The sequence below is a fragment of the Pseudacidovorax sp. 1753 genome (genome assembly GCF_040544975.1).
In the GTDB taxonomy this organism is placed as follows: domain Bacteria; phylum Pseudomonadota; class Gammaproteobacteria; order Burkholderiales; family Burkholderiaceae_C; genus Xenophilus.
The window spans coordinates 61,933-83,367 of the sequence record NZ_JBEPKY010000003.1; the positions used below are offsets into that span (position 1 = coordinate 61,933).

At 71.3% G+C, this 21,435-nt stretch carries 23 protein-coding genes and 1 riboswitch; of the genes, 19 read left to right on the forward strand and 4 right to left on the reverse strand.

The window, feature by feature from the left end; all coding sequences use genetic code 11:
- The first annotated feature begins 43 nt into the window (after nt 1–43).
- The 3 genes from ccoG (at nt 44) to ABIC63_RS04575 (ending at nt 2,199) form a co-directional block, all read left to right on the forward strand.
- Nucleotides 44–1,492 carry a cytochrome c oxidase accessory protein CcoG gene (gene ccoG / locus ABIC63_RS04565; RefSeq protein ID WP_354318886.1) on the forward strand — a complete coding sequence of 483 codons (1,449 nt, stop codon included), beginning with the start codon at nt 44–46 and terminating at the stop codon, nt 1,490–1,492.
- Nucleotides 1,493–1,535: 43 nt separating this feature from the next.
- Nucleotides 1,536–1,832 (forward strand): FixH family protein, encoded by a 297-nt coding sequence (locus tag ABIC63_RS04570; RefSeq protein WP_294374632.1) that lies wholly within the window; start codon nt 1,536–1,538, stop codon nt 1,830–1,832.
- Between the two features lie 100 nt (nt 1,833–1,932).
- Nucleotides 1,933–2,199 carry a hypothetical protein gene (locus tag ABIC63_RS04575; RefSeq protein WP_234193989.1) on the forward strand — a complete coding sequence of 89 codons (267 nt, stop codon included), beginning with the start codon at nt 1,933–1,935 and terminating at the stop codon, nt 2,197–2,199.
- A gap of 90 nt (nt 2,200–2,289) precedes the next feature.
- Here the strand turns inward: ABIC63_RS04575 and fnr are convergent, their stop codons facing one another.
- Nucleotides 2,290–3,009, reverse strand: coding sequence for a fumarate/nitrate reduction transcriptional regulator Fnr (gene fnr, locus ABIC63_RS04580; RefSeq protein WP_354318887.1), 720 nt, complete (start codon nt 3,007–3,009; stop codon nt 2,290–2,292).
- Nucleotides 3,010–3,201: 192 nt separating this feature from the next.
- Here fnr and hemN point away from each other — a divergent pair, with 192 nt between their 5' ends.
- The 9 genes from hemN (at nt 3,202) to ABIC63_RS04625 (ending at nt 11,977) form a co-directional block, all read left to right on the forward strand.
- On the forward strand, nt 3,202–4,623 hold the full coding sequence (gene hemN, locus ABIC63_RS04585; protein WP_354318888.1) for an oxygen-independent coproporphyrinogen III oxidase: 1,422 nt from the start codon (nt 3,202–3,204) through the stop codon (nt 4,621–4,623).
- 8 nt (nt 4,624–4,631) lie between these two features.
- Nucleotides 4,632–5,375: a sulfite exporter TauE/SafE family protein gene (locus ABIC63_RS04590; RefSeq protein ID WP_354318889.1), complete on the forward strand. Its 744-nt coding sequence runs from the start codon at nt 4,632–4,634 to the stop codon at nt 5,373–5,375.
- Nucleotides 5,376–5,733: 358 nt separating this feature from the next.
- A complete protein-coding gene (locus ABIC63_RS04595) occupies nt 5,734–7,974 on the forward strand; it encodes a hypothetical protein (RefSeq protein WP_354318890.1) in 2,241 nt (746 codons plus the stop codon).
- Nucleotides 7,975–8,017: 43 nt separating this feature from the next.
- The gene (locus ABIC63_RS04600; protein ID WP_294374643.1) at nt 8,018–8,635 is read left to right on the forward strand and encodes a hypothetical protein; all 618 of its coding nucleotides are present in this window, start codon (nt 8,018–8,020) and stop codon (nt 8,633–8,635) included.
- A 5-nt stretch (nt 8,636–8,640) separates the two neighbouring features.
- Entirely contained in the window at nt 8,641–9,342 is a 702-nt protein-coding gene (locus tag ABIC63_RS04605; protein WP_354318891.1) for a hypothetical protein, read from the forward strand.
- A 46-nt stretch (nt 9,343–9,388) separates the two neighbouring features.
- The gene (locus tag ABIC63_RS04610) at nt 9,389–9,994 is read left to right on the forward strand and encodes a hypothetical protein (RefSeq protein ID WP_294374647.1); all 606 of its coding nucleotides are present in this window, start codon (nt 9,389–9,391) and stop codon (nt 9,992–9,994) included.
- A 56-nt stretch (nt 9,995–10,050) separates the two neighbouring features.
- Nucleotides 10,051–10,494, forward strand: a complete 444-nt coding sequence (locus tag ABIC63_RS04615; RefSeq protein ID WP_354318892.1) for a hypothetical protein — start codon at nt 10,051–10,053, stop codon at nt 10,492–10,494.
- Nucleotides 10,491–11,360, forward strand: coding sequence for a COG1470 family protein (locus tag ABIC63_RS04620; protein WP_354318893.1), 870 nt, complete (start codon nt 10,491–10,493; stop codon nt 11,358–11,360). The genes ABIC63_RS04615 and ABIC63_RS04620 overlap by 4 nt, the downstream gene beginning before the upstream one ends.
- On the forward strand, nt 11,357–11,977 hold the full coding sequence (locus tag ABIC63_RS04625; protein ID WP_354318894.1) for a hypothetical protein: 621 nt from the start codon (nt 11,357–11,359) through the stop codon (nt 11,975–11,977). Before ABIC63_RS04620 ends, ABIC63_RS04625 begins: the two co-directional genes overlap by 4 nt.
- A 9-nt stretch (nt 11,978–11,986) precedes the next feature.
- On the opposite strand, the gene ABIC63_RS04630 is transcribed toward ABIC63_RS04625, so the two are convergent.
- The 3 genes from ABIC63_RS04630 to ABIC63_RS04640 form a co-directional block, all read right to left on the reverse strand.
- The gene (locus ABIC63_RS04630) at nt 11,987–12,802 is read right to left on the reverse strand and encodes a sulfite exporter TauE/SafE family protein (protein WP_354318895.1); all 816 of its coding nucleotides are present in this window, start codon (nt 12,800–12,802) and stop codon (nt 11,987–11,989) included.
- 387 nt (nt 12,803–13,189) lie between these two features.
- On the reverse strand, nt 13,190–13,507 hold the full coding sequence (locus tag ABIC63_RS04635) for a cell division protein ZapA (protein WP_354318896.1): 318 nt from the start codon (nt 13,505–13,507) through the stop codon (nt 13,190–13,192).
- Nucleotides 13,504–13,755: a DUF904 domain-containing protein gene (locus ABIC63_RS04640; protein ID WP_354318897.1), complete on the reverse strand. Its 252-nt coding sequence runs from the start codon at nt 13,753–13,755 to the stop codon at nt 13,504–13,506. The genes ABIC63_RS04635 and ABIC63_RS04640 overlap by 4 nt, the downstream gene beginning before the upstream one ends.
- Before the next feature lie 39 nt (nt 13,756–13,794).
- A riboswitch (cobalamin riboswitch) is annotated at nt 13,795–14,113 on the forward strand.
- A gap of 166 nt (nt 14,114–14,279) precedes the next feature.
- On the opposite strand from ABIC63_RS04640, the gene ABIC63_RS04645 reads away from it, so the two are divergent.
- The 7 genes from ABIC63_RS04645 to cobO are packed head-to-tail and all read left to right on the forward strand — an operon-like array spanning nt 14,280 to nt 21,435.
- A complete protein-coding gene (locus ABIC63_RS04645) occupies nt 14,280–16,136 on the forward strand; it encodes a TonB-dependent receptor domain-containing protein (RefSeq protein ID WP_354318898.1) in 1,857 nt (618 codons plus the stop codon).
- Entirely contained in the window at nt 16,121–17,494 is a 1,374-nt protein-coding gene (locus tag ABIC63_RS04650; RefSeq protein ID WP_354318899.1) for a cobyrinic acid a,c-diamide synthase CobB, read from the forward strand. Before ABIC63_RS04645 ends, ABIC63_RS04650 begins: the two co-directional genes overlap by 16 nt.
- Nucleotides 17,491–18,066, forward strand: a complete 576-nt coding sequence (locus ABIC63_RS04655) for a bifunctional adenosylcobinamide kinase/adenosylcobinamide-phosphate guanylyltransferase (protein ID WP_294374674.1) — start codon at nt 17,491–17,493, stop codon at nt 18,064–18,066. The genes ABIC63_RS04650 and ABIC63_RS04655 overlap by 4 nt, the downstream gene beginning before the upstream one ends.
- The gene (locus tag ABIC63_RS04660) at nt 18,063–18,965 is read left to right on the forward strand and encodes an ABC transporter substrate-binding protein (RefSeq protein WP_354318900.1); all 903 of its coding nucleotides are present in this window, start codon (nt 18,063–18,065) and stop codon (nt 18,963–18,965) included. The genes ABIC63_RS04655 and ABIC63_RS04660 overlap by 4 nt, the downstream gene beginning before the upstream one ends.
- Nucleotides 18,965–19,978: a FecCD family ABC transporter permease gene (locus tag ABIC63_RS04665; RefSeq protein WP_354318901.1), complete on the forward strand. Its 1,014-nt coding sequence runs from the start codon at nt 18,965–18,967 to the stop codon at nt 19,976–19,978. The genes ABIC63_RS04660 and ABIC63_RS04665 overlap by 1 nt, the downstream gene beginning before the upstream one ends.
- A gap of 8 nt (nt 19,979–19,986) precedes the next feature.
- Nucleotides 19,987–20,844, forward strand: coding sequence for an ABC transporter ATP-binding protein (locus ABIC63_RS04670; protein ID WP_354318902.1), 858 nt, complete (start codon nt 19,987–19,989; stop codon nt 20,842–20,844).
- A gap of 21 nt (nt 20,845–20,865) precedes the next feature.
- Nucleotides 20,866–21,435 carry a cob(I)yrinic acid a,c-diamide adenosyltransferase gene (gene cobO, locus ABIC63_RS04675; protein WP_354318903.1) on the forward strand — a complete coding sequence of 190 codons (570 nt, stop codon included), beginning with the start codon at nt 20,866–20,868 and terminating at the stop codon, nt 21,433–21,435.

Sequence of the window (21,435 nt, forward strand, 5' to 3'; positions counted from 1 at the left end):
CCTGATCCCCACGAACGAAGGCGCCCGCGGGCGCCCCAACGCCATGTCCGCATCCTCCAACGCGCCCACGCCCAACCCTCGGCGCGTCATCCCCATTGCCGCCGAGCCGCCGGCCGAGGAGGCCGTGTCGCTGTACGCCGCGAGCAAGAAGATCTACCCGCGCGCAGTGCAGGGCCTGTTCGCGCGCTGGCGCTGGGCCATGGTGTTCGCCACGCAGCTGGTGTTCTACGGCCTGCCGTGGCTCAGCTGGGGCGAGCGGCAGGCAGTGCTCTTCGACCTGGCATCGCGGCGCTTCTACCTGTTCGGGCTGGTGCTGTATCCGCAGGACCTGATCTACCTGTCGGGTCTGCTGGTCATCTCGGCGCTCTCGCTCTTCCTGTTCACGGCCGTGGCGGGGCGGCTGTGGTGCGGCTATGCCTGCCCGCAGACGGTGTACTCCGAGATCTTCATGTGGGTGGAGCAGAAGATCGAAGGCAGCCGCACGGCGCGCATGCGGCTGGACGGCGAGTCGCTCTCGACGGAGAAGCTGGTCAAGAAGGCCTACAAGCACATCGTGTGGATCGCCATCGCCATGTGGACCGGCTTCACCTTCGTGGGCTACTTCACGCCGGTGCGCGAGCTGGGCCTGGCCTTCCTGCAGACGCAGATGGGCTCCTGGGAGGTGTTCTGGGTCTTCTTCTATGCCTTCGCCACCTACGGCAACGCCGGCTTCATGCGCGAGCAGGTGTGCAAGTACATGTGCCCCTATGCGCGCTTCCAGAGCGCCATGTTCGACCGCGACACGCTGATCGTCACCTACGACCCTGGCCGCGGCGAGCCGCGGGCGCCGCGGGGTCGCAGCGTGGACTACAAGGCCCGCGGCCTGGGCGAGTGCATCGACTGCGACCTGTGCGTGCAGGTCTGCCCCACGGGCATCGACATCCGCCAGGGCCTGCAGTACGAATGCATCGGTTGCGGCCAGTGCGTGGACGCCTGCAACACCGTGATGGAGAAGATGAACTACCCGAAGGGCCTCATCCGCTACGACACGGTCAACGGCATGGCCGGCCACTGGAGCCGCGCGCAGCTGTGGCGCCGCGTGCTGCGGCCGCGCGTGCTCATCTACGCCTCGGTGCTCATGCTGCTGGTGGTGGGCATGCTGGTGAGCCTGGTGGCCCGCACGCCATTGAAGGTAGACGTGGTGCGCGACCGCGCCTCGCTGGCCCGCATCGCCGAAGGTGGCCGGCTGGAGAACGTCTACCGCCTGCAGATCATGAATGCCACCGAGCGGCCGCAGAAGTACCGGCTCGCGGCACAGGGGCTGGAGGGCATCGCCGTCTCGCCCGACACGCCGGTGGAGGTCGGTCCGGCCGAGGCCCGCTGGGTGGCCGTGCGGCTGAGCATTCCCTACGGCAGTGCCGCCCCCGGTTCGCACAGCGTGCGCATCGAGGTGGGCGAGGAGGGCGGCGGCGCCCATGTGGCCGAGAAGGCCGCCTTCCTGGTGCCGCGCTGACTGCCCGACGCATCGACTTCGCATCCATCACGACGAGGACCCCATGACGAACCCGACGACGCTTGCTTCCGCCTCCCTGGTCGAGCCCTCCAGCGGTCCCTGGTGGCGCCATCCGCTGATGTGGATGGTGGTGGGCGGTCCGGCGATGGTGGTGGTGGCCGGCTTTGCCACGCTGTGGCTGGCGGTGCACAGCCCCGATCCGGTGATCGAGGCGGACTACTACCGCCGGGGCATCGAGATCAACCGCACCCTGGAGGCCCAGCGTGCGCTGACGCCGGCGCAGCAGGCCCGCAACCACGTCACCACGCCCGCACGGAACCTGCCTCCCGCGCAGCCTTGACATGGCGCGTCGCTCACCGGCACGGCCTTCCGCGGCCAAACATGCCCCGCTGCGGCGGGGTCGTCGGCGCCCCGCAACCCAGAAGACGGAGACCTCCCGCATGCTGCGCCAGCCCCACTGCCTGATGGCCATCGCCTGGCCGGCCTTCCTGGCCGCCTGCCTGATGGAGTTCCTGGTCTTCGGCTTCGTCGATCCGGCGGAATTGCGCTGGTTCGGCCATGTGCTGGAGATGCCGCGGCAGGCCATCTACGCGCTGGGCTTTTTCGGCTTCTGGGTCGTGACCATGGTGTGCAGCGCGACCACGGCACTGCTGATGCGCACGCCGGCCCAGGTCAATGCGCAGCCGGGGCCGGGCGGGCCGGCCTGAAGATCCCAGCAATGAAAAAGGGACGCCGTGGCGTCCCTCTCGTCTGCCGATGCGGCGGTCGACTTGCGCGAGCCGGCCGCCGTTCGCGCCTCAGGCGCAGACCGTGGGGTTCACCATCCGCCGTAGCGCCTCCGCATCGAGGATGCGCACATGCCGCTGGTTCACCTCCACGATGCCGTCGTCGACGAACTTGGACAGGGTGCGGCTCACCGTCTCGAGCTTGAGGCCCAGGTAGCTGCCGATTTCCTCGCGGGTCATGCGCAGCACCAGCTCGGAGGCCGAGAAGCCGCGCGCATGCAGGCGCTGCACCAGGTTCAGCAGGAAGGCGGCCAGGCGCTCCTCGGCGCGCATGCTGCCCAGCAGCAGCATCACGCCGTGCTCGCGCACGATCTCGCGGCTCATGATCTGGTGCACATGGCGCTGCAGCGCCGACACCTCGCGCGACAGTTCCTCGATGCGGTCGAAGGGCATCACGCAGACCTCGGAATCCTCCAGCGCCACGGCGTCGCAGCTGTGGCGGTCGTTGACGATGCCGTCCAGGCCGATGATCTCGCCGGCCATCTGGAAGCCGGTGACCTGGTCGCGGCCGTCCTCCGAGGTGATGCGGGTCTTGAACACGCCGGTGCGGATGGCGTAGAGCGAGACGAACTGCTCGCCGTTGTGGAACAGCAGTTCCTTGCGGCGCACCTTGCGGCGCGTGGCGACCAGCGAATCCAGTCGCTGCAGTTCCTCCGGCGACAGGCCCACGGGCATGCACAACTCGCGCAGGTTGCAGTTGGAACAAGCGACTTTGATGGATTCTGGGGTCATGGTGTGTCCGACTCTGTAGGGTGGGGGACGGCCCGACGCCTCGCTCGTGGGGTCTGTGGCGTCCGAAAGCTCCCGTGTCAGTCATTCTCCGACAGCGATCAACTTTCTGTTTGATGTGGATCAAGCGCCGATCATGGCTTCGAACGCACATTAGAGGCAACAACCCTGGCGCTGCTGTGCCCTCCTGCTGCGATGAGTTCCCTGCCCATCCCGTCCTCCTGCGCGGCCGAGCCCGCGGTGCTGTCGACGTCGCTGCTGCGCCGTTTCGACGTGCCGGGCCCGCGCTACACCTCCTACCCGACCGCCGACCGCTTCGTGGAGGCCTTCGGCCCCGCTGAGTATGCCCAGGCCCTGGTCCAGCGCCGCGAAGCGGCCGGCGCCCGTGCGCTGCCGCTGTCGCTGTACGTGCACATCCCGTTCTGCGAGTCGCTCTGCTACTACTGCGCCTGCAACAAGATCATCACGCGCCACCACGAGCGCGCAGCCGAATACCTGCAGGACCTGTTGTGCGAGCTGCGGCTGCAGGTGGCCGAACTCGGCCGGGGCGAGCCGGTGAGCCAGCTGCACCTGGGTGGGGGCACGCCCACCTTCTTCAGCGACGAGGAGCTGTCCACCCTGATGACGGCGCTGCGCGAGTCCTTCGACTTCCTGCCCGGCGCCGAATGCTCCATCGAGGTCGACCCGCGCACGGTCGATGAGGCCCGGCTTGCGCACCTGGCGGCGCTGGGCTTCAACCGCCTGAGCTTCGGCATCCAGGACTTCGATGCGCAGGTGCAGAAGGCGGTGCACCGCATCCAGCCCGCGTCCGAGGTCTTCGCGCTGATGGCAGCGGCACGACGGCTGGGTTTCACCTCGATCAACGCTGACCTGATCTACGGTCTGCCGCGGCAGAACAGCACGTCCTTCGAGCGCACGCTGGCGCAGGTGGTGGAGCTGCGGCCCGACCGCATCGCCCTGTACGCCTACGCCCATCTGCCCGAGCGCTTCAAGCCGCAGCGCCGCATCCTGTCGCAGGAGCTGCCCGACGGCCCCACCAAGATCGACATGCTCTCGCGCGCCATCGGCGTGTTCGGCGAGGCGGGCTACGTCTACATCGGCATGGACCACTTCGCGGTGCCGGAGGACGCCCTGGCCGTGGCAAAGCGCCAGGGCCGGCTGCACCGCAACTTCCAGGGCTACAGCACCCAGCCCGACTGCGACATCATCGGCCTGGGCGTCTCGGCCATCGGCCGCGTCGGTGCCAGCTACAGCCAGAACGCCAAGACGCTGGAGGACTACCGCGACCGCCTGCAGCAGGGCCAACTGCCCGTGGTGCGCGGCCTGGCCCTGGGCCGCGACGACGTGGTGCGCCGCGCGGTCATCATGGCCATCATGTGCCAGGGCCGCATCGACTTCGAGGCCATGGGCGCCGCCAATCTGGTGGACTTCCGCCAGTACTTCGCGGCCGAGCTGCAGGCGTTGCAGCCCCTGGCGGAGCAGGGGCTGGTGCGCCTGGATGCGCGCGAACTCGAGGTCACGCCGGCCGGCTGGTACGTGGTGCGCGCCATCGCCATGGTGTTCGACCGCTACCTGCAGGCCGACCGGGCACGCACGCGCTTCTCGCGCATCATCTGACGCGGGTGATGGACGCCTCCGGTGCGCTCGCGGTGTCGGCCCTGTTGCTGGGCCTGACGGGCGCGCCCCACTGCGCCGTCATGTGCGGGCCGGCCTGCGCTGCGCTCGTGCCGCCGCGTCCCTTGCAGCGCGAGGCTGTGCCGCTGGTGCGCGTGGATGCCTCCGGGCCAGGCCTTGCTGCGGCGCATCGCCCGGCCGCGCCATCCGTGGCGTTTCAGCTGGGGCGGCTGCTCGGCTATGCCGCCGCCGGCGCGGTCGTGGCCGCGGCGTTCGACACGTTGGCATGGCTCCGGGATGGCATCTCTCTGTTGCGGCCGGTCTGGGTGCTGCTGCACGCGGGCATCCTGGCCTGGGGCGTGGTGCTGGCCATCGCCGGGCGGCAACCGCTGTGGGCATCGCGGGTCGGGGCGGCCACGTTGCGCCGGCTGCGGCCGCTCACGGCCAGCCCGGCGCGCCGATTGCTGCTCGGCGCGGCCTGGGTCCTCATGCCCTGCGGCATGCTCTATTCGGCCCTCATGCTCGCCGCCTTGGCGTCGCAGCCGCTGCAGGGCGCCCTCGTGATGGGCCTGTTCGCGCTGGGGGGCGCGGCGGCACTCAGCGGCGTGCCCTGGCTCTGGCATCTGCTGCGGCGCGGACCGGATGGCGCGCAGCCCGCCTGGGCCAGCCGCATCGCCGGGGTCCTGCTCATGGCCGTCGCGGCCTACGCGCTGTGGACGGACCTCCAGCACGACATCGCGCGCTGGTGCGCCTGAACCGGCCAACCGGCATCGGCCAGCCGCCGTGGTCCGGACGCTGAGTCAAATCTTCACGGTTCATCACCTTTTGTCGGCTATGGGCTGCTGATGAGACCGCCTGTCAAGAAGTTTCTTGGGCGCCAAAGCACTTCGGAATACCTTCGGAAGGAGTTTTCAAGTCAGGGGTGGCCGGTGCTGGTGCAGCGCGGGACCCGCCCTGCCACCCCACCATCCAGGCTTCAGGAGTCCACGCGCCCGCCATGTCGACGCCTCCTTCGACAACCCCTTCCATCTCCTCCGATCTGCTCGCACACGGCTGGCTGCGAGCACGTGACGTGGGCCGCCGCGCCGGTCCGCACAACCAGGGCGTTCTGGGTTGAAGCCCTTCCATGTGCAGCTGCGCCTTCTCCCCATCCATCTGGCCGCTGTGGCATGCGTCTACGTCGCGGGCCTCGTGCCGAGCGCTGCCCAGACGATCGCGGGCGGAGAGCTCCGGGTGCAGCCGATGAGCCGCTTCGAGGCGGAACAGGCGCGGCTGCGCAGCCAACTGGAGCAGGGGCCACCCACCTACATCGACCGGGTCATGGACGACACCCCGCCGGGGGCCGGCGACGCGGAGAACTCGTCGGCCGCCGAGGCACCCGAGGGCGTGCGCGCCTGGTTGCTGGAATCCCGCGCGGGCTGGGGCCGGTCGGCGGCCACGGGGTCGGGCACCTCGCGGGGCGCCGAGGCCGGCATCCGCGCCGAATACCGGCGCGAGACCCTCAATCTGGGGGATTGGTCCCTGCAGTTCGACGGCCGCGCCTACCGCGGCGATCCCGAGGCGAGCCTGTACGGCGCCGGCACGCTGGGCATGTCGAGCGAGCCCAGCGGCGGCCGGTTCACCCTGCGGGTGCTGGGACTGCCGCTGACGCCCCGGCGCTTCGCCGATGTCACGGTGGGCGACTTCCATGCCGAACGCACCGACGGCCTGCTCCGTCACGATCGGCTGGCCTTCGGCGCCACCCCGTTGCGGGGCGCGTCCGTGCGGCTCATCGACGACGGGGGCGAGTGGCGCATGGGCAGCGGCCAGCGCGGCTGGATGGTGGGCGGACCTTACCCCGCCTTCGAGCGCAGCCAGGGCAGCCGCAGCTGGCTGGGGACGACCCGCAAGCTCGATGACGACCTCTTCGCCGCCCTGCAGGTCGAGCAGGCCAGCGATGTTCCCGCCTACTACACCGACAGGCTGACCGGCCAGGGCACGGGCAGCAAGGATGTGCGCAGCATGGCCGCATCGGTCGGGCGCAATCCGTGGCCACTGCGCGAGGGCGACCTGCGATTGCGCGCCACCCTGGTCGCCAGCAGCGTCGGCACGCGCACGGCCGGCGTCGCACAGGGCAGCGCGGCTGGCCTCTTCGGCGAGGGTGCCGTGCGGCTCGGCGGCGTCCGGCACAGCTTCAGCGCCTATGCGGCACAGCCCAACCTGCATTTCGGCGATGCGCTGCTGTGGACCGGCACCCGCGGCGGTCACTGGCGGATCGACAGCAGCAGCGCCAGGCTCAGCTGGGGCGCGGGCGTCGATGCCGACCGCTCGCCGCTCGACCCCACGCGCGCCGGTGCAGACCGCTCACGGTGGGCCTATACCGCCAACGCGCAATACGTGGCGGCCCGGGACACGTTGCTCGGCGGCAACATCCAGGCCACCCGGGTCCGCAGCCTGAGCGAGGCCGACCCGTCGGGCGTCGGCCTGGCTGGCGCTTCCGACCCGGCCCTCACCCAGCGCAGCATGGCGGCCACGGTCTTCGCCCAGACACGCTTCGCCAACCTGCCGCGCAGTCGCCTCGCCCTGACGGTGCAGCGCAACCGCTATGTGGCGGCGCAGAGCGATGCCGCCACGGGGCAGGAGCTGTCCTGGGAGCAGGACTGGTTCGACGCCCGCAACGCCGGCCGTGCGATGCAACTGACCACGACGCTGGGCTACGCCCGCGACGAGGGCCGGGCGGTTACCCAGCGCTATCCCACGGCCGGTGTCCAGTTCCGGCAGAGCCTGGGCGGCACACTCGATCTGCAGGGAAGCCTGCGCTACACCTCGCGCAGCAGCAACCTGTCGGCCAGCCGCGGGCTGTCGGGCAGCGTGTCGCTCGACAAGGCCCTGGCCGCCGGCTGGCGCATCGGCGCGATGCTGAGCCTCAACCAGGCGCGTTCGGCGCTGGTGCCCGCGGCATTCGATGCACCGCAGGTCTATCGCAGCAACGACAAGTCGGTCTACCTCTATGTCCGCTGGCAAGGTCAGGCCGGACGGGCCTATGCGCCTTTGGGCGAGCGCGGCCCCGGGGGCGCCGGCAGCGGCGACATCGAGGGCCGCGTGTTCCTCGATGCCGATGGCGACGGCCTGCCGGGCGCGGGCGAACGGGGCGCCCGCGGCGTGGAGGTCGTCCTCGATGGACGCTACCGGACCACCACCGATGGCGACGGCCGCTTCGCCTTTCCCACGGTCGCCGTCGGTCGGCACCAGATCAGCCTGGCGACCGAGAGCGTGCCGCTGCCCTGGTCGGACGCAGGTGCCGCCCAGGCCGTGGACGTGCCCTTGCGGGGCACGGCCCATCTCCGTATTCCCCTGGCCAGGGAGGCGCCATGAGCGCCGGCCCGGCCACCCCTTCACCACAACAGAGAGGATCCCCATGACATCGAAGCATTTGTCCTTGCGCCACCTGCTGGTCGGCGCGCTCGCCGGCCTGGCGCTGGTGAGCGGCACGGCGCTGGCCGAGTCCACCTATGGCTACAACGCGGCGGGCAGCGGCACCGTCACGGCCACGGCGCGCGTCAACCTGTCGGTGACCGTGCCCAAGTTGATCCTGCTGCGCATCGGCAGCGCCAACACGACGGTCGACACCCTGTCATGGACGTCGACCTACAGCATTCCGGCGACGCCCACGGTCCCTGTGGCAGGCAACAACACGGCCGTGGCCTGGGACGCCAATGCGCCGACGGTCACGGCAGGCACCAACCCCGGCGCGCTCACGGTCAGCGCCTGGACCAATGCCGGGGCTGGCACCATCAACTGCTCCGTCGCCGCCTGGAGCCCCGCCACGGGCGGGCCGGCCAATGCCAACTTCGCCGTCACGGCCACGGGGACCCTGCCACATCCCGGCGCGACGCTGGGCGCCTGCGCGTCGACCAGCTTCACGAGCAACACGCTGGCCACGGGCACCTGGGCCTATGCACTGGGCGGCACGGCGTCCAGTTGGACGGCTGGCGCGTACACCACCACGGTGACGTACACCGCCACGGGGGTGTGACCAGCATGCGAATCTCCACGCACCACCGCACGACGCGCCACGCGCGTTGCCCACAGGACCTCCCGATCCGCTCATCGGGCACGCAGAAGGCCCGCGACGGCGTCCTTCTTCCTGCCATCCGGCTCTGCGCCGTCCTGGCTGCCACGGTCGCCACCGCCTTCCCGGCGGCGGCCGAATCGACCTATGGCTACAACAGCGCCGGCACGGGCACGCTCACGGCCACGGGCCGGGTCAACCTCTCGGTGACCGTGCCCAAGCTCATCCTGCTGCGCGTCGGCGCCGCCAGCACCGTGCAGGCCAACCTGGGCTGGACGCCGTCGATCAGCATTCCCTCGGCGCCGACCACGCCCGCCACCGGCAACAACACGGCCGTGCCCTGGGATGGCGCCGCGCCGACGGTCGCGGCCGGCACCCAACCGGGCAGCTTGACCGTGGCGGCCTGGACCAACGCTGGCGCCGGCACCATCAACTGCGCCGTCAGCACGTGGGTGCCGGCGACGGGCGGGCCACCCAATTCAAGCTTCACGGTCACGGCGACCGGCTCGCTGTCGCACCCGGGGGCCAACCTGGGCGCCTGCGCCTCGACCTCCTTCGGTAGCAATGCACTGGCCAGTGGCACCTGGGCCTATGTGCTGGGCGGCACGCCGGCCAGCTGGAATGCGGGCAGCTACAGCGCGACCGTGACCTATACCGCCTCCGGCGTCTGAGGGCCCCGCGGTGCGGCTCGGGCGGCAGAGCAGGGCAGGCGGGCCGGTGCGCGTGCGCATCGGCGCCGTCCTGCTGGGATGGCTTGCGCTGGTGGCTTGCCCGTCGCCGGCGGGCGCCGTGGTGCTGACGACCTACCTCTCGGTCTCGGAGGGCATCACGCTGAGGGTGGGCTCGGCGGGCGGGACGATCGACGAGGTCCGATTCGATGTCAGCAATGCCAACGTGGCGCCCAGCCCCGGCGTCATTGCTGGCGCAGGCGCGGGGGCCATCGCCATCACGGTGTCGGCGGACAAGGGCAGCCTTTTCGGCCCCACCGTGGCGACGCTCACCGCGTCCTCGTCGGCGGGGCTGCCCTGCATCACGCCGGCAAGCTGCGGATCGACGGTGATCCCGTTCTCCGCCATCAGCTGGGTGTCGGCCAACCTCGACACCGGCACCAATGCGGGCAACGACATCCAGAGCGGCAGCTTCGACGGCTCCGCGAGCCAGCAACTGGCGCAGTTCGCGCTGCCGGGCCTGTTGCAGACCCTGTTCCTGGGAAGCAGCCGCACGCAGATGACCAATACGCTGAGCTTCAGCTATGCCAACGGCACCCTGTATCCGGCGGGCAGCTACCGCGGTCGCGTCACGTTCACGGCGACGATGAACTGACCATGGGGCGTGCACCCTTCGGCCGAGCGGGCCGGCTTCTGCTGCTGACGTGCCTGTTGCTGGCTGGGACTCCGCCGGTCCGGGCGGAGCGTCTGGACGATTCGAGTTCGCCCCGTGCGCGCGTGCAGGCCACGCTGGACCTGGGCGCCCGCGAGCCCGGCGCACCCTATACCTGGGTCACGTTCCGCGGTGTCGAGTACCGCCTGGCGACTGCCGCCTACGTCGGCCGGCGCGCACGGATCCACCACGTGATCCCGGCGTTCGTCAGCGGACTGCGTTCGCCCGCCGGCCTGCTCGTCGAATGGTCGGGTGGTGGCGCCTTCGCCAGCGGCTCGGCAATGGCCGGCGACCGGCGACTGGTCTGGGCGGGGGTGGTGCCGGGCCCATGGATGGTCGAGCGGCTCGACCTCCGGCTGAGGCTGGACCTGCGCGAATGGCGGCCCGTCGCGGGACGGCCCTTCGACGTGGAGAGTTATTTCGACATCGAGGTGATGCCATGACAAGTCTTTCCAGGGCGCGCGCACGCCCCGCCGCGCCGCGGATGGCGCCGGTGGCCGCCGTGCGGACCCTGCTTCGTGCCGCGCTGCTGGTCGCGGGCGCCGTGGCCATGCCCGTGTTTGCCGCGCCCTTCGAGCTGGGTGCGGCGCCCTCCCGCTACGAGCTGGCGTCCAAGCCCGGCGACCGCGTGGGCCAGGTCCTCGACCTGCAGAACATGGGCAATGCGACGACCGACCTCACGTTGCGCACGCTCGACTGGACCTACACGGCCGAAGGCCAGATCGGCTATCACGACGAACTGCTGCCCGGCAGTTGCCGGCCCTGGGTCACGCTGGAGCGCCGGAGTCTGAAGCTCGGGCCGATGGAAAAGCGCAGGTTCCGCTTCCAGATCGACGTGCCGCCGGACGCGCCGCGCCAGGAGTGCCGCTTCATGATCGCCATCGAGGGCGTCGAGCCCGCCTACCAGGCCCTCGTGCGCGAACAGGGCCTGAACCTGCGCCTGCCCGTGAGCGGGCGGATCGCCGTGGCCGTCTATGTCGCAGTGGGCGGGGCCGCGCCCCGGCTGGTGCTGGAGAGCGCTGGCATGCGAGAGCAGCAGGGCCGGCGTCAGCCGGTGGTGGTGGTGCGCAACGACGGCGATGCCCATGGTCGCCTGAGCGGCTCGCTCGACGCGCGCGGCGCGGACGGGCGCCAGCAGGAATGGCTGGCCGAGGGCACGCCGGTGATGCCCGGCCAGACGCGGCAGTTGCTGCTGAGCCCGCGGCCGGAGGAAGGCCTCGTGCCCAAGCCGCTTCCCTTGCCGGTCAGGACCACCGGCCTGCTCGATTGGGAGGAGGGGAGCTTCCGCGTGGAGGCGGAGTTCCGGTGAGTCCGCGACGCGGCGCGGCCTGCCTTGTGCTGCTGGCCGCCTGCGCGGCCGGCGCGGGTGCCGCCCGCGCCGAGCAGGTCAGCGATGCCACGAGCCCCTACAGCGCGTCCGCGCGCCTGGATTTCCGCATCGACGTCGGCAAGTTCGTCTACCTGCGCGTCGGCCCGGCCGGCGCGGGATTGGCGACGGTGGCCTTCAGCCTCGGCGCGACGATCCCGGCGGGTTCCGCGGCCGCCACCAACGGCAACAACAAGAGCGTGTCGTGGAGCGGGGCGGCGCCCGGCTACGGCGTGACGGCCAGCAACAACGTGCTGCCGGTCGAGGTGGCCAGCAATGCCGGCACGGTGAGCCTGCAGGCCTCCGTCATCTCGGCGCTGAGCAGCGGCAGCGCCAGCATCGGCATGAACGGGATCGCCATCGCTTCCGACAATGCCGGATTGCCGGCACCGCCTGTCCCCGCGTCGGGATCGGGTGCGGCCGTCACGGTGGCGGGCACGGCATTCGGCAACCTCGTCACGCAGCGCAGCGCCAACTGGACCTTCAGTCTGGGCATGCCGGGCATGCCGGCCGCCGGCACCTACAGCGGACAGCTCGGGTTCACCGCCAGCGTTCCCTGAGGCGCAGCCTCAGGCGCTCAGCCCCTTCCACAGCATGTAGGCCGCCAGCACATACAGCACGCTGGCGAAGACGCGCTTGAGCTTCCTCACGGGCAGTGCATGGGCGGCGCGCGCGCCCAGGGGTGCCATCAGCACGCTGCACACGGCAATGACCACCAGCGCCGGCAGCCAGATGTAGCCGAAGGCGCCCTGCGGCAGTCCCTGCACCGACCAGCCGCTGGCGATGTAGCCCACCACGTTGGCCACGGCGATGGGAAAGCCCAGCGCCGCGCTCGTCGCCACCGCGGCATGGATCGCCACGTTGCACCAGGTCATGAAAGGCACGCTGATGAAGCCGCCGCCCGCGCCGACCAGGCCCGAGATGAAGCCGATCAGCCCGCCCGCCGCCAGCTGGCCGCCAGTGCCGGGCATCTGCCGGCTGGGGGCCGGCTTCTTGTCCAGGAACATCTGCGTGGCCGAGAAGCCGACGAAGAGCGCGAAGAAGATGGCCAGCACCGAGCCCTTGAGCAGCGCGAACACACCGAGGCTGCCCACCAGGCTGCCGATGACGATGCCGGGCGCCAGGTGCCGCACGATGTCCCAGCGCACCGCGCCGCGCTTGTGGTGCGCGCGCACGCTGCTGATGGAGGTGAACATGATGGTCGCCATCGAGGTGGCGATGGCCATCTTGACCGCCAGGTCGGCCGAGGCGCCGCGCGTGCTCATGATGTAGGTGAGGAAGGGCACCATCAGCATGCCGCCGCCAATGCCCAGCAGGCCGGCCAGGAAGCCGGCGCCCAGCCCGAGCAGGCCGAGTTCGACGATCAGCAGGGGTTCGATGCTCATGGAGTCTCCGGGTGTCGTGATGCGTGCGGTGCAGGGCCCGCGTGTGCTTCGGGGAAGGGCACACATGACAACGGCCCCGTGGAGGGGCCGTTGAAGGAATAGGTGTCTGCGAATGCGACCGGACCGTCATCCTGAACGCAGGGTTCAGGTGGGCGAGGGCAGCAAGGCATTGGGTTCATCTGACGCGAGATGATCACGCTTGCCAGGCGATGTACCAAGCCCGGGCTCCATAGAGCATTGGTTCAAGGAAATATAAAGCCCGGCGGCACCGCAGACGAGGCCATTCTATGCGTCGGTTGCGACCGGTCTGCAGTGTCCCATGCGCCGTGTTGGCCTTGTTGTGCTGGGCTTGCAAGGCAGCCCGAGACGTGCGTAAACGCCGCCGCGCTACAGCAGCAATCCGTCGCCGGCCAGGGCCTGGTCGAGGCGGCGGATGAGCTGCGCTGCGCGCTCGGGATCGCCTTCGTCCATCGCAGCCGGTGCGGGTGTAGGCGCAGGCGCCGATTCGTGCTGGATCAGGTCGTACGCCAGGTTGAGGGCGGCCAGCACGGCGATGCGCTCGCGCGCCTTCACCTTGCCGGCGTCGCGGATGCTGCACATCGCCTCGTCCACCCGTGCCACGGCCTCGCGCAGGGCGTGCTCGCCATCGTCGGGGTTGGCCAGCAGGTAGCTCTGGCCCATGATCCGGACTTCGATCTGATTCATGGCGCGGCGGAGGTGGATGTGGATGCGTCGGCGTCGGCGTCGGAGGCCGGCTCGGCCGGCAGCCGTTCCAGCATGGCGTCGATGCGGGTGCGGGCCGTTGTCAGCCGGGCCCGCAGCGCGTCGCGCTCGCGTGTGAGTGCATCGACCTGCTGCACAAGCAGCGCATTGGTGCGCCGCATTTCCTCGTGGCGGACGAGCAGCCGTTCCACGCGCTCGGCGATCTGATCGATGGGGCTCGGTGCAGACATGGTCGGCGATTGTAGGGGCCGGCCTGTCGGCGTCTGCCTACAATGCGCGCCGTTGTTGGTGCTCGCGACGCGGTTCGCGCGTCGCAGTTCAACGGGAAGCAGGAGCCCGCGCGCATGCCAGCGCGCAAGGCCGGCACCGGGATCGAACCCTTTCGCCCCTCGGCAGGAAGCAGGATCGGACCGACGCCGGCCACCGGCAAGCCTGCGCTGCCCCCGCAACGGTGAAGCAGCCGGCGCATGTCTCGTCCATGCGCCACGTCGTCCAAGCAAGCCACTGGAGATCGTCGACACGCGATCCCTGGGAAGGCGGCCGGCGCGTGCTGCCAGCCCGGATACCGGCCAACACAGGCGGCGGCCGCGCGCCCTCCACAGGAGCGCGGCCGCCATGACGTCCCATCGCCGGCGGGGAGGCCGGCCAGGGACATGCTTCACGGAGCTTCGGCTTCCACACCATGATCGTCCGCGTTGGTTCTTCCGCGCGCGCCTTGTCGCGCACCTGTCCCCTGTCTTCCGTGGCTGCAGCCATGACCCTTCTCGCGCCGCTGGGCGCGCTGGCCCAGACGGCAACCCTCCAGGAAACCGTGGTCACCGCCACCCGTGTCGAGCAGCCGCTGTCCGAGCTGGTCTCCGATGTGTCGGTGATCGATCGCCAGGCCATCGAGAACAGCGGCGCCACCGGCGTGGCCGACCTGCTGGCACGCCTGCCCGGCGTGCAGATCTCGCGCAACGGCGGGATCGGCAACACCACCAGCGTGTTCCTGCGTGGCGCCGAGACGCGCTTCACCGCGGTCTACCTCGATGGCGTGCGCATCGACTCCCAATCCACCGGCGGCGCCGCCTGGGAGTCACTGCCGCTCGGACAGATCGACCGCATCGAAGTGCTGCGCGGCCCGGCCGCGGCCGTCTACGGCTCGGACGCCATCGGCGGTGTGGTGCAGCTGTTCACCCGCCGCGGCGAAGACGGCTTCTCGCCCAGCGTGAGCGTGGGTGCGGGCAGCCGCGGCCTGCGCGATGCGCAGGTGGGCCTGTCGGGCAAGTCCGGCGCCTTCGATTACTCGCTGGGCGCCGGCTACACGACCACGCGCGGCTTCGACGTGCGCACGCCCAACATCAACCACAACCCCGACGACGACCTCTACCGTGCGACCTCGGGCAATGTGCGGCTGGGCTGGCAGATCAACGCGCAGCACCGCATCGAGGCCACTGTATTGGAGAGCGAGACCACGTCGGGCTACGACGCCACCTCCGGCACCGGCTACCGCCTGGCCACGGCCACCGACGACCGCAACCTCTACCACCTGCGCACGGCGGGCCTCAGCTGGACGGCCCAATGGACCGAGCACTGGAAGACACTGCTGCAGGTGACCGACAGCAACAGCCGCTACGAGACCACCTCGGCCCGCATCGCGGCGGGCTACGCCGGCTACCCGAGCACCACCTACATCACCGACACCCAGCTGCGCGGCTACCTGCTGCAGGCCGAAGGCAAGTACGGTCCGCACCGCTTCACGGCCGCGCTGGAGCGCCGCGAGGACGAACTGCTCAACCCCTCGCTCACCGACTGGCGCAAGACCCTGAACCGCGACCGCGCGCAGGACGCCGTGGCCCTGGGCTACGGCTTCCACCAGGGTGCGCACACGGTTCAACTGAACGTGCGCCACGACGACGACAGCGAGTTCGGCGGCAAGACCACCGGCAGCGCGTCCTATGGCTACGAGTTCGTGCGCAACTGGCGCGTCACGGCGGCGGCCGGCACGGCATTCCGTGCGCCCACGCTGTACCAGCGCTTCAGCGAATACGGCGACGCCAGCCTCAAGCCCGAGACCGGCCGCAATGCCGAGGTGGGCCTGCGCTACGGCGATGGCCGCACCAACGCCAGCCTGGTGGTCTACGAGAACCGGGTGCGCAACCTGATCGTGTTCAGCAGCACCAGCACGAGCTGCGCCTCGCTCTTCGGCTGCTACGCCAGCGTGGGACGCGCGGTGTACCAGGGCGCCACGCTGGCCGCCGACCATCGCTTCGGCGACCACTTCACCCTGCGCGGCTCCATTGACGTGCAGGACCCGAAGGATTCCGAGACCGGCCGCCAACTGCCCCGCCGTGCCAAGCGCTATGCCACCTTCGGCGGCGACTGGACGCAGGGCATCTGGACCGTGGGGGCCGAGGTGCAACTGGCCTCGCGCCGCTTCGACGACACGGCCAACAAGATCGTGCTGGCCGGCTACGGCCTGCTCAACCTGTACGGCAGCGTGCAACTGCGCCCCGACCTGCGCCTGGTCGCGCGGCTGGACAACGCCACCGACAAGAACTACGTGCTGGCCAACAACTACGCGACGGCCGGCCGCACGGCCTACGTGGGCCTGAAGTGGACGCCGCGCTGACCGACGGCGCCCGCAGGCCCGCCACCTGCGCCGCGGTGCTGGTGGCGGCCCCGGCCTCGGGCCAGGGCAAGACCACCGTGGCCTCGGCCCTGGCGCGGCTCCACGCGCGGCAGGGCCGGCGCGTGCGGGCCTTCAAGTGCGGGCCCGATTTTCTCGATCCGCAATGGCTGGCACTGGCCAGCGGCGCGCCCGTGCATTCGCTGGACCTGTGGATCACGGGCGAGGCCGATGCACGCGCCCGGCTGCACGCCGCGGCGTGCGAGGCCGACCTGATCGTGGTCGAGGGCGTGATGGGCCTGTTCGATGGCGAACCCAGCGCGGCCGACCTGGCCCAGCGCCTGGGCCTGCCGGTGCTGGCCGTGATCGACGCCGGCGCCATGGCTGGCACCTTCGGCGCGCTGGCGCATGGGCTGCAGAGCTACCGCCCAGGCCTGCCCTGGGCCGGCGTGCTGGCCAACCGAGTGGCCGGCGAGCGCCACGGCGAGATGCTGCGTGGCTCATTGCGCGATCCGGCGCACTGGCTGGGCGGGCTGCCGCGCAGCGCCGACTTCGGCCTGCCCGAGCGGCATCTGGGCCTGGTGGCCAGCGCCGAGCTGGACGACGGCCTGGCGCGTCTGGACGCCGCCGCGGACGCACTCGCCGCCACGCCACTGGGGCAGGGCGGACTCGCGGCCTTGCCGCAGGTCGACTTCGCGGCGCCGCCTGCAGCCGCGCCCGTGCCGGCGTTGCTGGCGGGCCGCACCATCGCCATCGCGCGCGACGCGGCCTTCTGCTTCCTCTATGCCGCCAACCTCGACCTGCTGGTGCAGCTCGGCGCGCGGTTGGCCTTCTTCTCGCCGCTGGCGGGCGATGCCCTGCCGGAATGCGACGCGCTGTGGCTACCGGGCGGCTATCCCGAGCTGCATGCCGAGCGCCTGGCCGCGCGTACCGACCTGCGCGCGGCCCTGCATGGGCATGTGGCGCAGGGCCGCGCGGTCTGGGCCGAATGCGGCGGCATGATGAGCCTGTTCGACGAACTGGTGGACAAGGAAGGCCGCAGTCATCGCCTGTGGGGCCTGCTGCCCGGCCGCACCGTGATGCAGCCGCGTCTGGCGGGCCTGGGCTCGCAATGGCTCGCCATCGACGGCGGGCTGCTGCGCGGCCACACCTTCCATTACTCGCGCTGCGAGACGGCGCTGGCGCCCCTGGCGCGCAGCGCGCGGCCCGGTGCCGAGCCCAAGGCCGATGCTGGCGAGGCGCTGTATGCGCAGGGGCCGGTGCGGGCCAGCTACTTCCACGCCTGGTTTCCCTCCGACCCCGTGGCTGCGGCCCGCCTCTTCGACGGCCGGCCCCTGCTGCGAACATCGGCCTCCCGATGACCGACAACGCCCACGAATTCATCCTCGGCGGCCAGAAGAGCGGCAAGTCGCGCCGCGCCGAATCCGCGGCCGGCGACTGGCTGGCCGGCGCGCCCGGGCGGCGGGCCGTGCTCATCGCCACCGCCCAGGCCTGGGACGCCGAGATGACGCAGCGCATCGCCCGCCATCGCCAGGAGCGGGCCGAGCGCGTGCCCGGCCTCGAGACCGTGGAAGAGCCGCTGCGCCTGCCCGAGCTGATCGGCGCGCTGAGCCGCCCGGACACGCTGCTGGTGGTCGACTGCCTCACGTTGTGGCTGACCAACCTGCTGATGCCGCCTGAGCTGGACCCGCAGCGCGCCGCGCTGCCCGACTGGCGCACCGAGGCCCTGCTGCTGGTGGAGGCGCTGTCGCGGGCGCCCGGGCCCGTGGTGCTGGTCGGCAACGAGATCGGCCTGGGCGTGATCCCGTTGGGCGAAGAAACCCGGGCTTTCGTCGACGCGCTGGGCCAGCTCAACCAGCATGTGGCCGCCGCCTGCCGCCGCGTCACCCTGATGGTGGCCGGCCTGCCCCTGACCGTGAAGGACAACGGATGACGACCTGGCCCCTCCTGCGCACCGGCCGCGCCCTGCGCGCGGCCTTTGCCGCGTTGCTGCTCGCCGCCGCCGCGCCCGCCCTGCTCGCTGCCCCGGTGGAGGTGGTGGACGAACGCGGCGCCACCGTGCGCCTCGCCCAGCCGCCGCAGCGCATCGTGACGCTGCTGCCCTCGCTCACCGAAACCGTCTGCGTGCTTGGCGCCTGCGAGCGCCTGGTGGGCGTGGACCGCTATTCCAACTGGCCGGCGCCGGTGCGCAACCTGCCGCAGGTCGGCGGCGGCATCGATCCCAATGTCGAGGCGGTCGTGGCCCTGAAGCCCGACCTCGTGCTGCTGGCCAAGTCCTCGCGCGTGGTCGAACGGCTGGAGGCCCTGGGCCTGAAGGTCGCGGTGCTGGAGCCCAAGACCCAGGCCGACGTCGAGCGCGTGATGGCCAAGGTCGGCACGCTGCTGGGCCAGCCGGGTGCGCCCGCGCTCTGGCAGCGCCTGCAGGGTGAGCTGGACGCCGCCGCGCAGTCCGTGCCGCCCGCGCGCCGCGGCCAGCGCGTCTACTTCGAGGTCAACAACGGCCCCTATGCGGCGGGCGAGAGCTCCTTCATGGGCGAGACGCTGACTCGCCTGGGCGCGCGCAACATCGTGCCGGCGGCGATGGGGCCCTTTCCCAAGCTCAATCCGGAGTTCGTCGTGCGGGCCGACCCCGACCTGATCATGGTCAGCGTGCGCAGTGCCGCCGGCATGGAGCAGCGCCCTGGCTGGGCCGGAATCCGCGCCGTGCGCGACGGACGCATCTGCCGCTTCAGCGCCGCGCAGGCCGACGTGCTGGTGCGCCCCGGCCCACGCATGGGCGAGGCCGCGCGCCTGATGGCCGACTGCCTGGCCGGTCGGCCCCTGGCCGAGTGATGGCCCTCCACCTTCAGCAGGGCCGCCGCGCCCGGGTGCTCACGCTGGCCTTGCTGCTGGCGGCCCTGCTGCTGGGCGCGCTGGGCGCGGCCGTGGGCAGCACCGGTGTCGAGCGCCTGTGGCAACTCGCCGACGATCCCATCGCCTGGCAGATCGTGCGCGACATCCGCCTGCCGCGCACCACCGGCGCCTGGCTGGCGGGCGCGCTGCTGGGCCTGGCGGGTGCCGTGGCACAGGGCCTGTTCCGCAACCCGCTGGCCGATCCCTGGCTGCTGGGCAGCGCCTCGGGCGCCGGCCTGGGCGTGGCGCTGGCGCTGGGCGCCATCGGGGGATCGCCCGCCGCGGCGGCCTGGGGCGTGCGGCTGGGTCTCACCGGGGCGGCCTTCGCGGGCGCCGTGGCGGCCGTGCTGCTCACGCTGACCCTTGCCCGCGGCGCCCAGCACACGCTGCGCCTGCTGCTGGCCGGCGTGATCGTGGGCATGGTGCTGGGCGCCATCAAGGACCTGTTCACGCTGTCCTCGGCCGACATCCTGCAGGCGCTGGTGGTCTTCATGCTGGGCAACACCGCGCTGGTGGGCTGGAATGCCTGCGCCATCATGGCCGTCGCCCTGGTGGGATGCCTGATCGCGGCGCGGCTGCTGGCGCCTGTGCTCGATGGCCTGGCCCTGGGCGAGGCCACGGCCGCCAGCCTGGGCCTGCCGCTGCCGGCCATGCGTGCCGCGCTGGTGGCGGTACTGTCGCTGGCCACCGGCGCCGCCGTGGCGCAGACGGGGCTGATCGCCTTCGTCGGCCTGGCGGCGCCGCACCTCGTGCGGTCGATCGTCAAGACCACGCACGCGGGGCTGCTGATGCTGTCGGCCTTCATGGGCGGCGCGCTGCTGATGGCGGCCGACCTGCTGGCGCGCTGGCTGATCGCGCCGCAGGAACTGCCGGTGGGCGTGCTCACCGCCGTGCTCGGCGGCGGCTACCTGCTCTTCCTGATGCACCGACGCTCGCGCGGGAGCGGCCGATGAGCGGCGCCATGACGCGCGGCAGACAGGGCCGCGGTGAACCCCCCCCAGGCCAGGAAGCCGACGCAGGGCAGGCCGGCCGCGCCGCATTCGACGCGGCGCCGGTACTGCAGGTCGATGGCCTCCATGCGCGCCTGGGCGGTGCGCCCGTGCTGCACGGCGTGACGCTGGCCCTGAACGCCGGCCGCTGGACCAGCATCGTCGGCCCCAACGGCGCGGGCAAGTCCACGCTGCTCAAGGCCATGGCCGGACTGCTTGCACCCTCGGGCGGCGAGGTTCTGCTCGATGGCGAGGTGCTTTCGACCTGGCCTCACCGGGCGCGCGCCCGCCGCCTCGCCTGGCTGGCGCAGGGCGGCGCGGCCGATCCGGCCGCCGACGACCTCACGGCCTACGACGTCGCCATGCTCGGCCGGCTGCCGCATCAACGCTGGCTGGCCGCGCCGTCCGATGCCGACCATGCCGCCGTGGAGCAGGCCCTGCGCCGGACGCAGGCCTGGGACTGGCGAGCCCGCGCGCTGTCGCAGCTTTCCGGCGGCGAGCGGCAGCGGGTGCTGCTGGCCCGCGCGCTGGCCGTCGAGGCGGGCGTGCTGCTGATGGACGAGCCGCTGGCCAACCTCGACCCGCCGCACCAGGCCGACTGCCTGGCGCTGGCCCGCACCCTGGCCGATGCCGGCCGCACCGTGGTCACCGTGCTGCACGAGTTGCATGCCGCCCTGGCCGCCGACGACCTGGCCGTGATGGCCGGTGGCCGGCTGATCCACCACGGCCCCTGTGGCGACAGCGCGACCCATGCGGCGGTCGAGACCGTGTTCGACCACCGCATCCGCATCCGCCGCGTCGACGACCAGTGGGTGGCGCTGCACCGCTGAACCTTCATCCGAGAACCCATCATGCAGACCGAAACCCCGCCCCAGACCAAGCCCTACGAGAAGCCCGAAGGCGAGCGCCGCGGGCTGCTGATCGTCAACACCGGTGACGGCAAGGGCAAGAGCACCGCCGCCTTCGGCCTGGCCATCCGGGCCCACGGCCGCGGCAAGCCGGTGCGCATCTTCCAGTTCATGAAGGTGCCCAGCGCGCGCTTCGGCGAGCACCGCGTGTTCGAGCAACTGGGCCTGCCCATCGAAGGCCTGGGCGACGGCTTCAGCTGGAAGAGCCAGGACCTGGAGCGCTCCGCCCAGCTGGCGCGCGATGGCTGGAGCCGGGCGGCGGCGGCCATCAGCTCGGGCGAGCACTTCCTGGTGGTGCTGGACGAGATCACCTATCCGCTGATCTACGGCTGGCTGCCGCTGGAGCCGGTGATCGAGGTACTGACGCAGCGGCCCTCGTCGGTGAGCGTGGTGCTCACCGGCCGGCGCTGCCCGCAGGAGCTGATCGACATCGCCGACACCGTGACCGAAATGCGCAAGGTCAAGCATGCCTTCGATGCGGGCATCCCGGCGCAGCGCGGCATCGAGGATTAG

Bases quoted from the DNA above. Each gene is read 5' to 3' on its own strand.
- ccoG (WP_354318886.1), top strand. From the start codon at position 44: ATGTCCGCATCCTCCAACGCGCCCACGCCCAACCCTCGGCGCGTCATC.
- ABIC63_RS04570 (WP_294374632.1), top strand. From the start codon at position 1,536: ATGACGAACCCGACGACGCTTGCTTCCGCCTCCCTGGTCGAGCCCTCC.
- ABIC63_RS04575 (WP_234193989.1), top strand. From the start codon at position 1,933: ATGCTGCGCCAGCCCCACTGCCTGATGGCCATCGCCTGGCCGGCCTTC.
- fnr (WP_354318887.1), bottom strand. From the start codon at position 3,009: ATGACCCCAGAATCCATCAAAGTCGCTTGTTCCAACTGCAACCTGCGC.
- hemN (WP_354318888.1), top strand. From the start codon at position 3,202: ATGAGTTCCCTGCCCATCCCGTCCTCCTGCGCGGCCGAGCCCGCGGTG.
- ABIC63_RS04590 (WP_354318889.1), top strand. From the start codon at position 4,632: ATGGACGCCTCCGGTGCGCTCGCGGTGTCGGCCCTGTTGCTGGGCCTG.
- ABIC63_RS04600 (WP_294374643.1), top strand. From the start codon at position 8,018: ATGACATCGAAGCATTTGTCCTTGCGCCACCTGCTGGTCGGCGCGCTC.
- ABIC63_RS04605 (WP_354318891.1), top strand. From the start codon at position 8,641: ATGCGAATCTCCACGCACCACCGCACGACGCGCCACGCGCGTTGCCCA.
- ABIC63_RS04620 (WP_354318893.1), top strand. From the start codon at position 10,491: ATGACAAGTCTTTCCAGGGCGCGCGCACGCCCCGCCGCGCCGCGGATG.
- ABIC63_RS04630 (WP_354318895.1), bottom strand. From the start codon at position 12,802: ATGAGCATCGAACCCCTGCTGATCGTCGAACTCGGCCTGCTCGGGCTG.
- ABIC63_RS04635 (WP_354318896.1), bottom strand. From the start codon at position 13,507: ATGAATCAGATCGAAGTCCGGATCATGGGCCAGAGCTACCTGCTGGCC.
- ABIC63_RS04640 (WP_354318897.1), bottom strand. From the start codon at position 13,755: ATGTCTGCACCGAGCCCCATCGATCAGATCGCCGAGCGCGTGGAACGG.
- ABIC63_RS04645 (WP_354318898.1), top strand. From the start codon at position 14,280: ATGACCCTTCTCGCGCCGCTGGGCGCGCTGGCCCAGACGGCAACCCTC.
- ABIC63_RS04655 (WP_294374674.1), top strand. From the start codon at position 17,491: ATGACCGACAACGCCCACGAATTCATCCTCGGCGGCCAGAAGAGCGGC.
- ABIC63_RS04660 (WP_354318900.1), top strand. From the start codon at position 18,063: ATGACGACCTGGCCCCTCCTGCGCACCGGCCGCGCCCTGCGCGCGGCC.
- ABIC63_RS04665 (WP_354318901.1), top strand. From the start codon at position 18,965: ATGGCCCTCCACCTTCAGCAGGGCCGCCGCGCCCGGGTGCTCACGCTG.
- ABIC63_RS04670 (WP_354318902.1), top strand. From the start codon at position 19,987: ATGACGCGCGGCAGACAGGGCCGCGGTGAACCCCCCCCAGGCCAGGAA.
- cobO (WP_354318903.1), top strand. From the start codon at position 20,866: ATGCAGACCGAAACCCCGCCCCAGACCAAGCCCTACGAGAAGCCCGAA.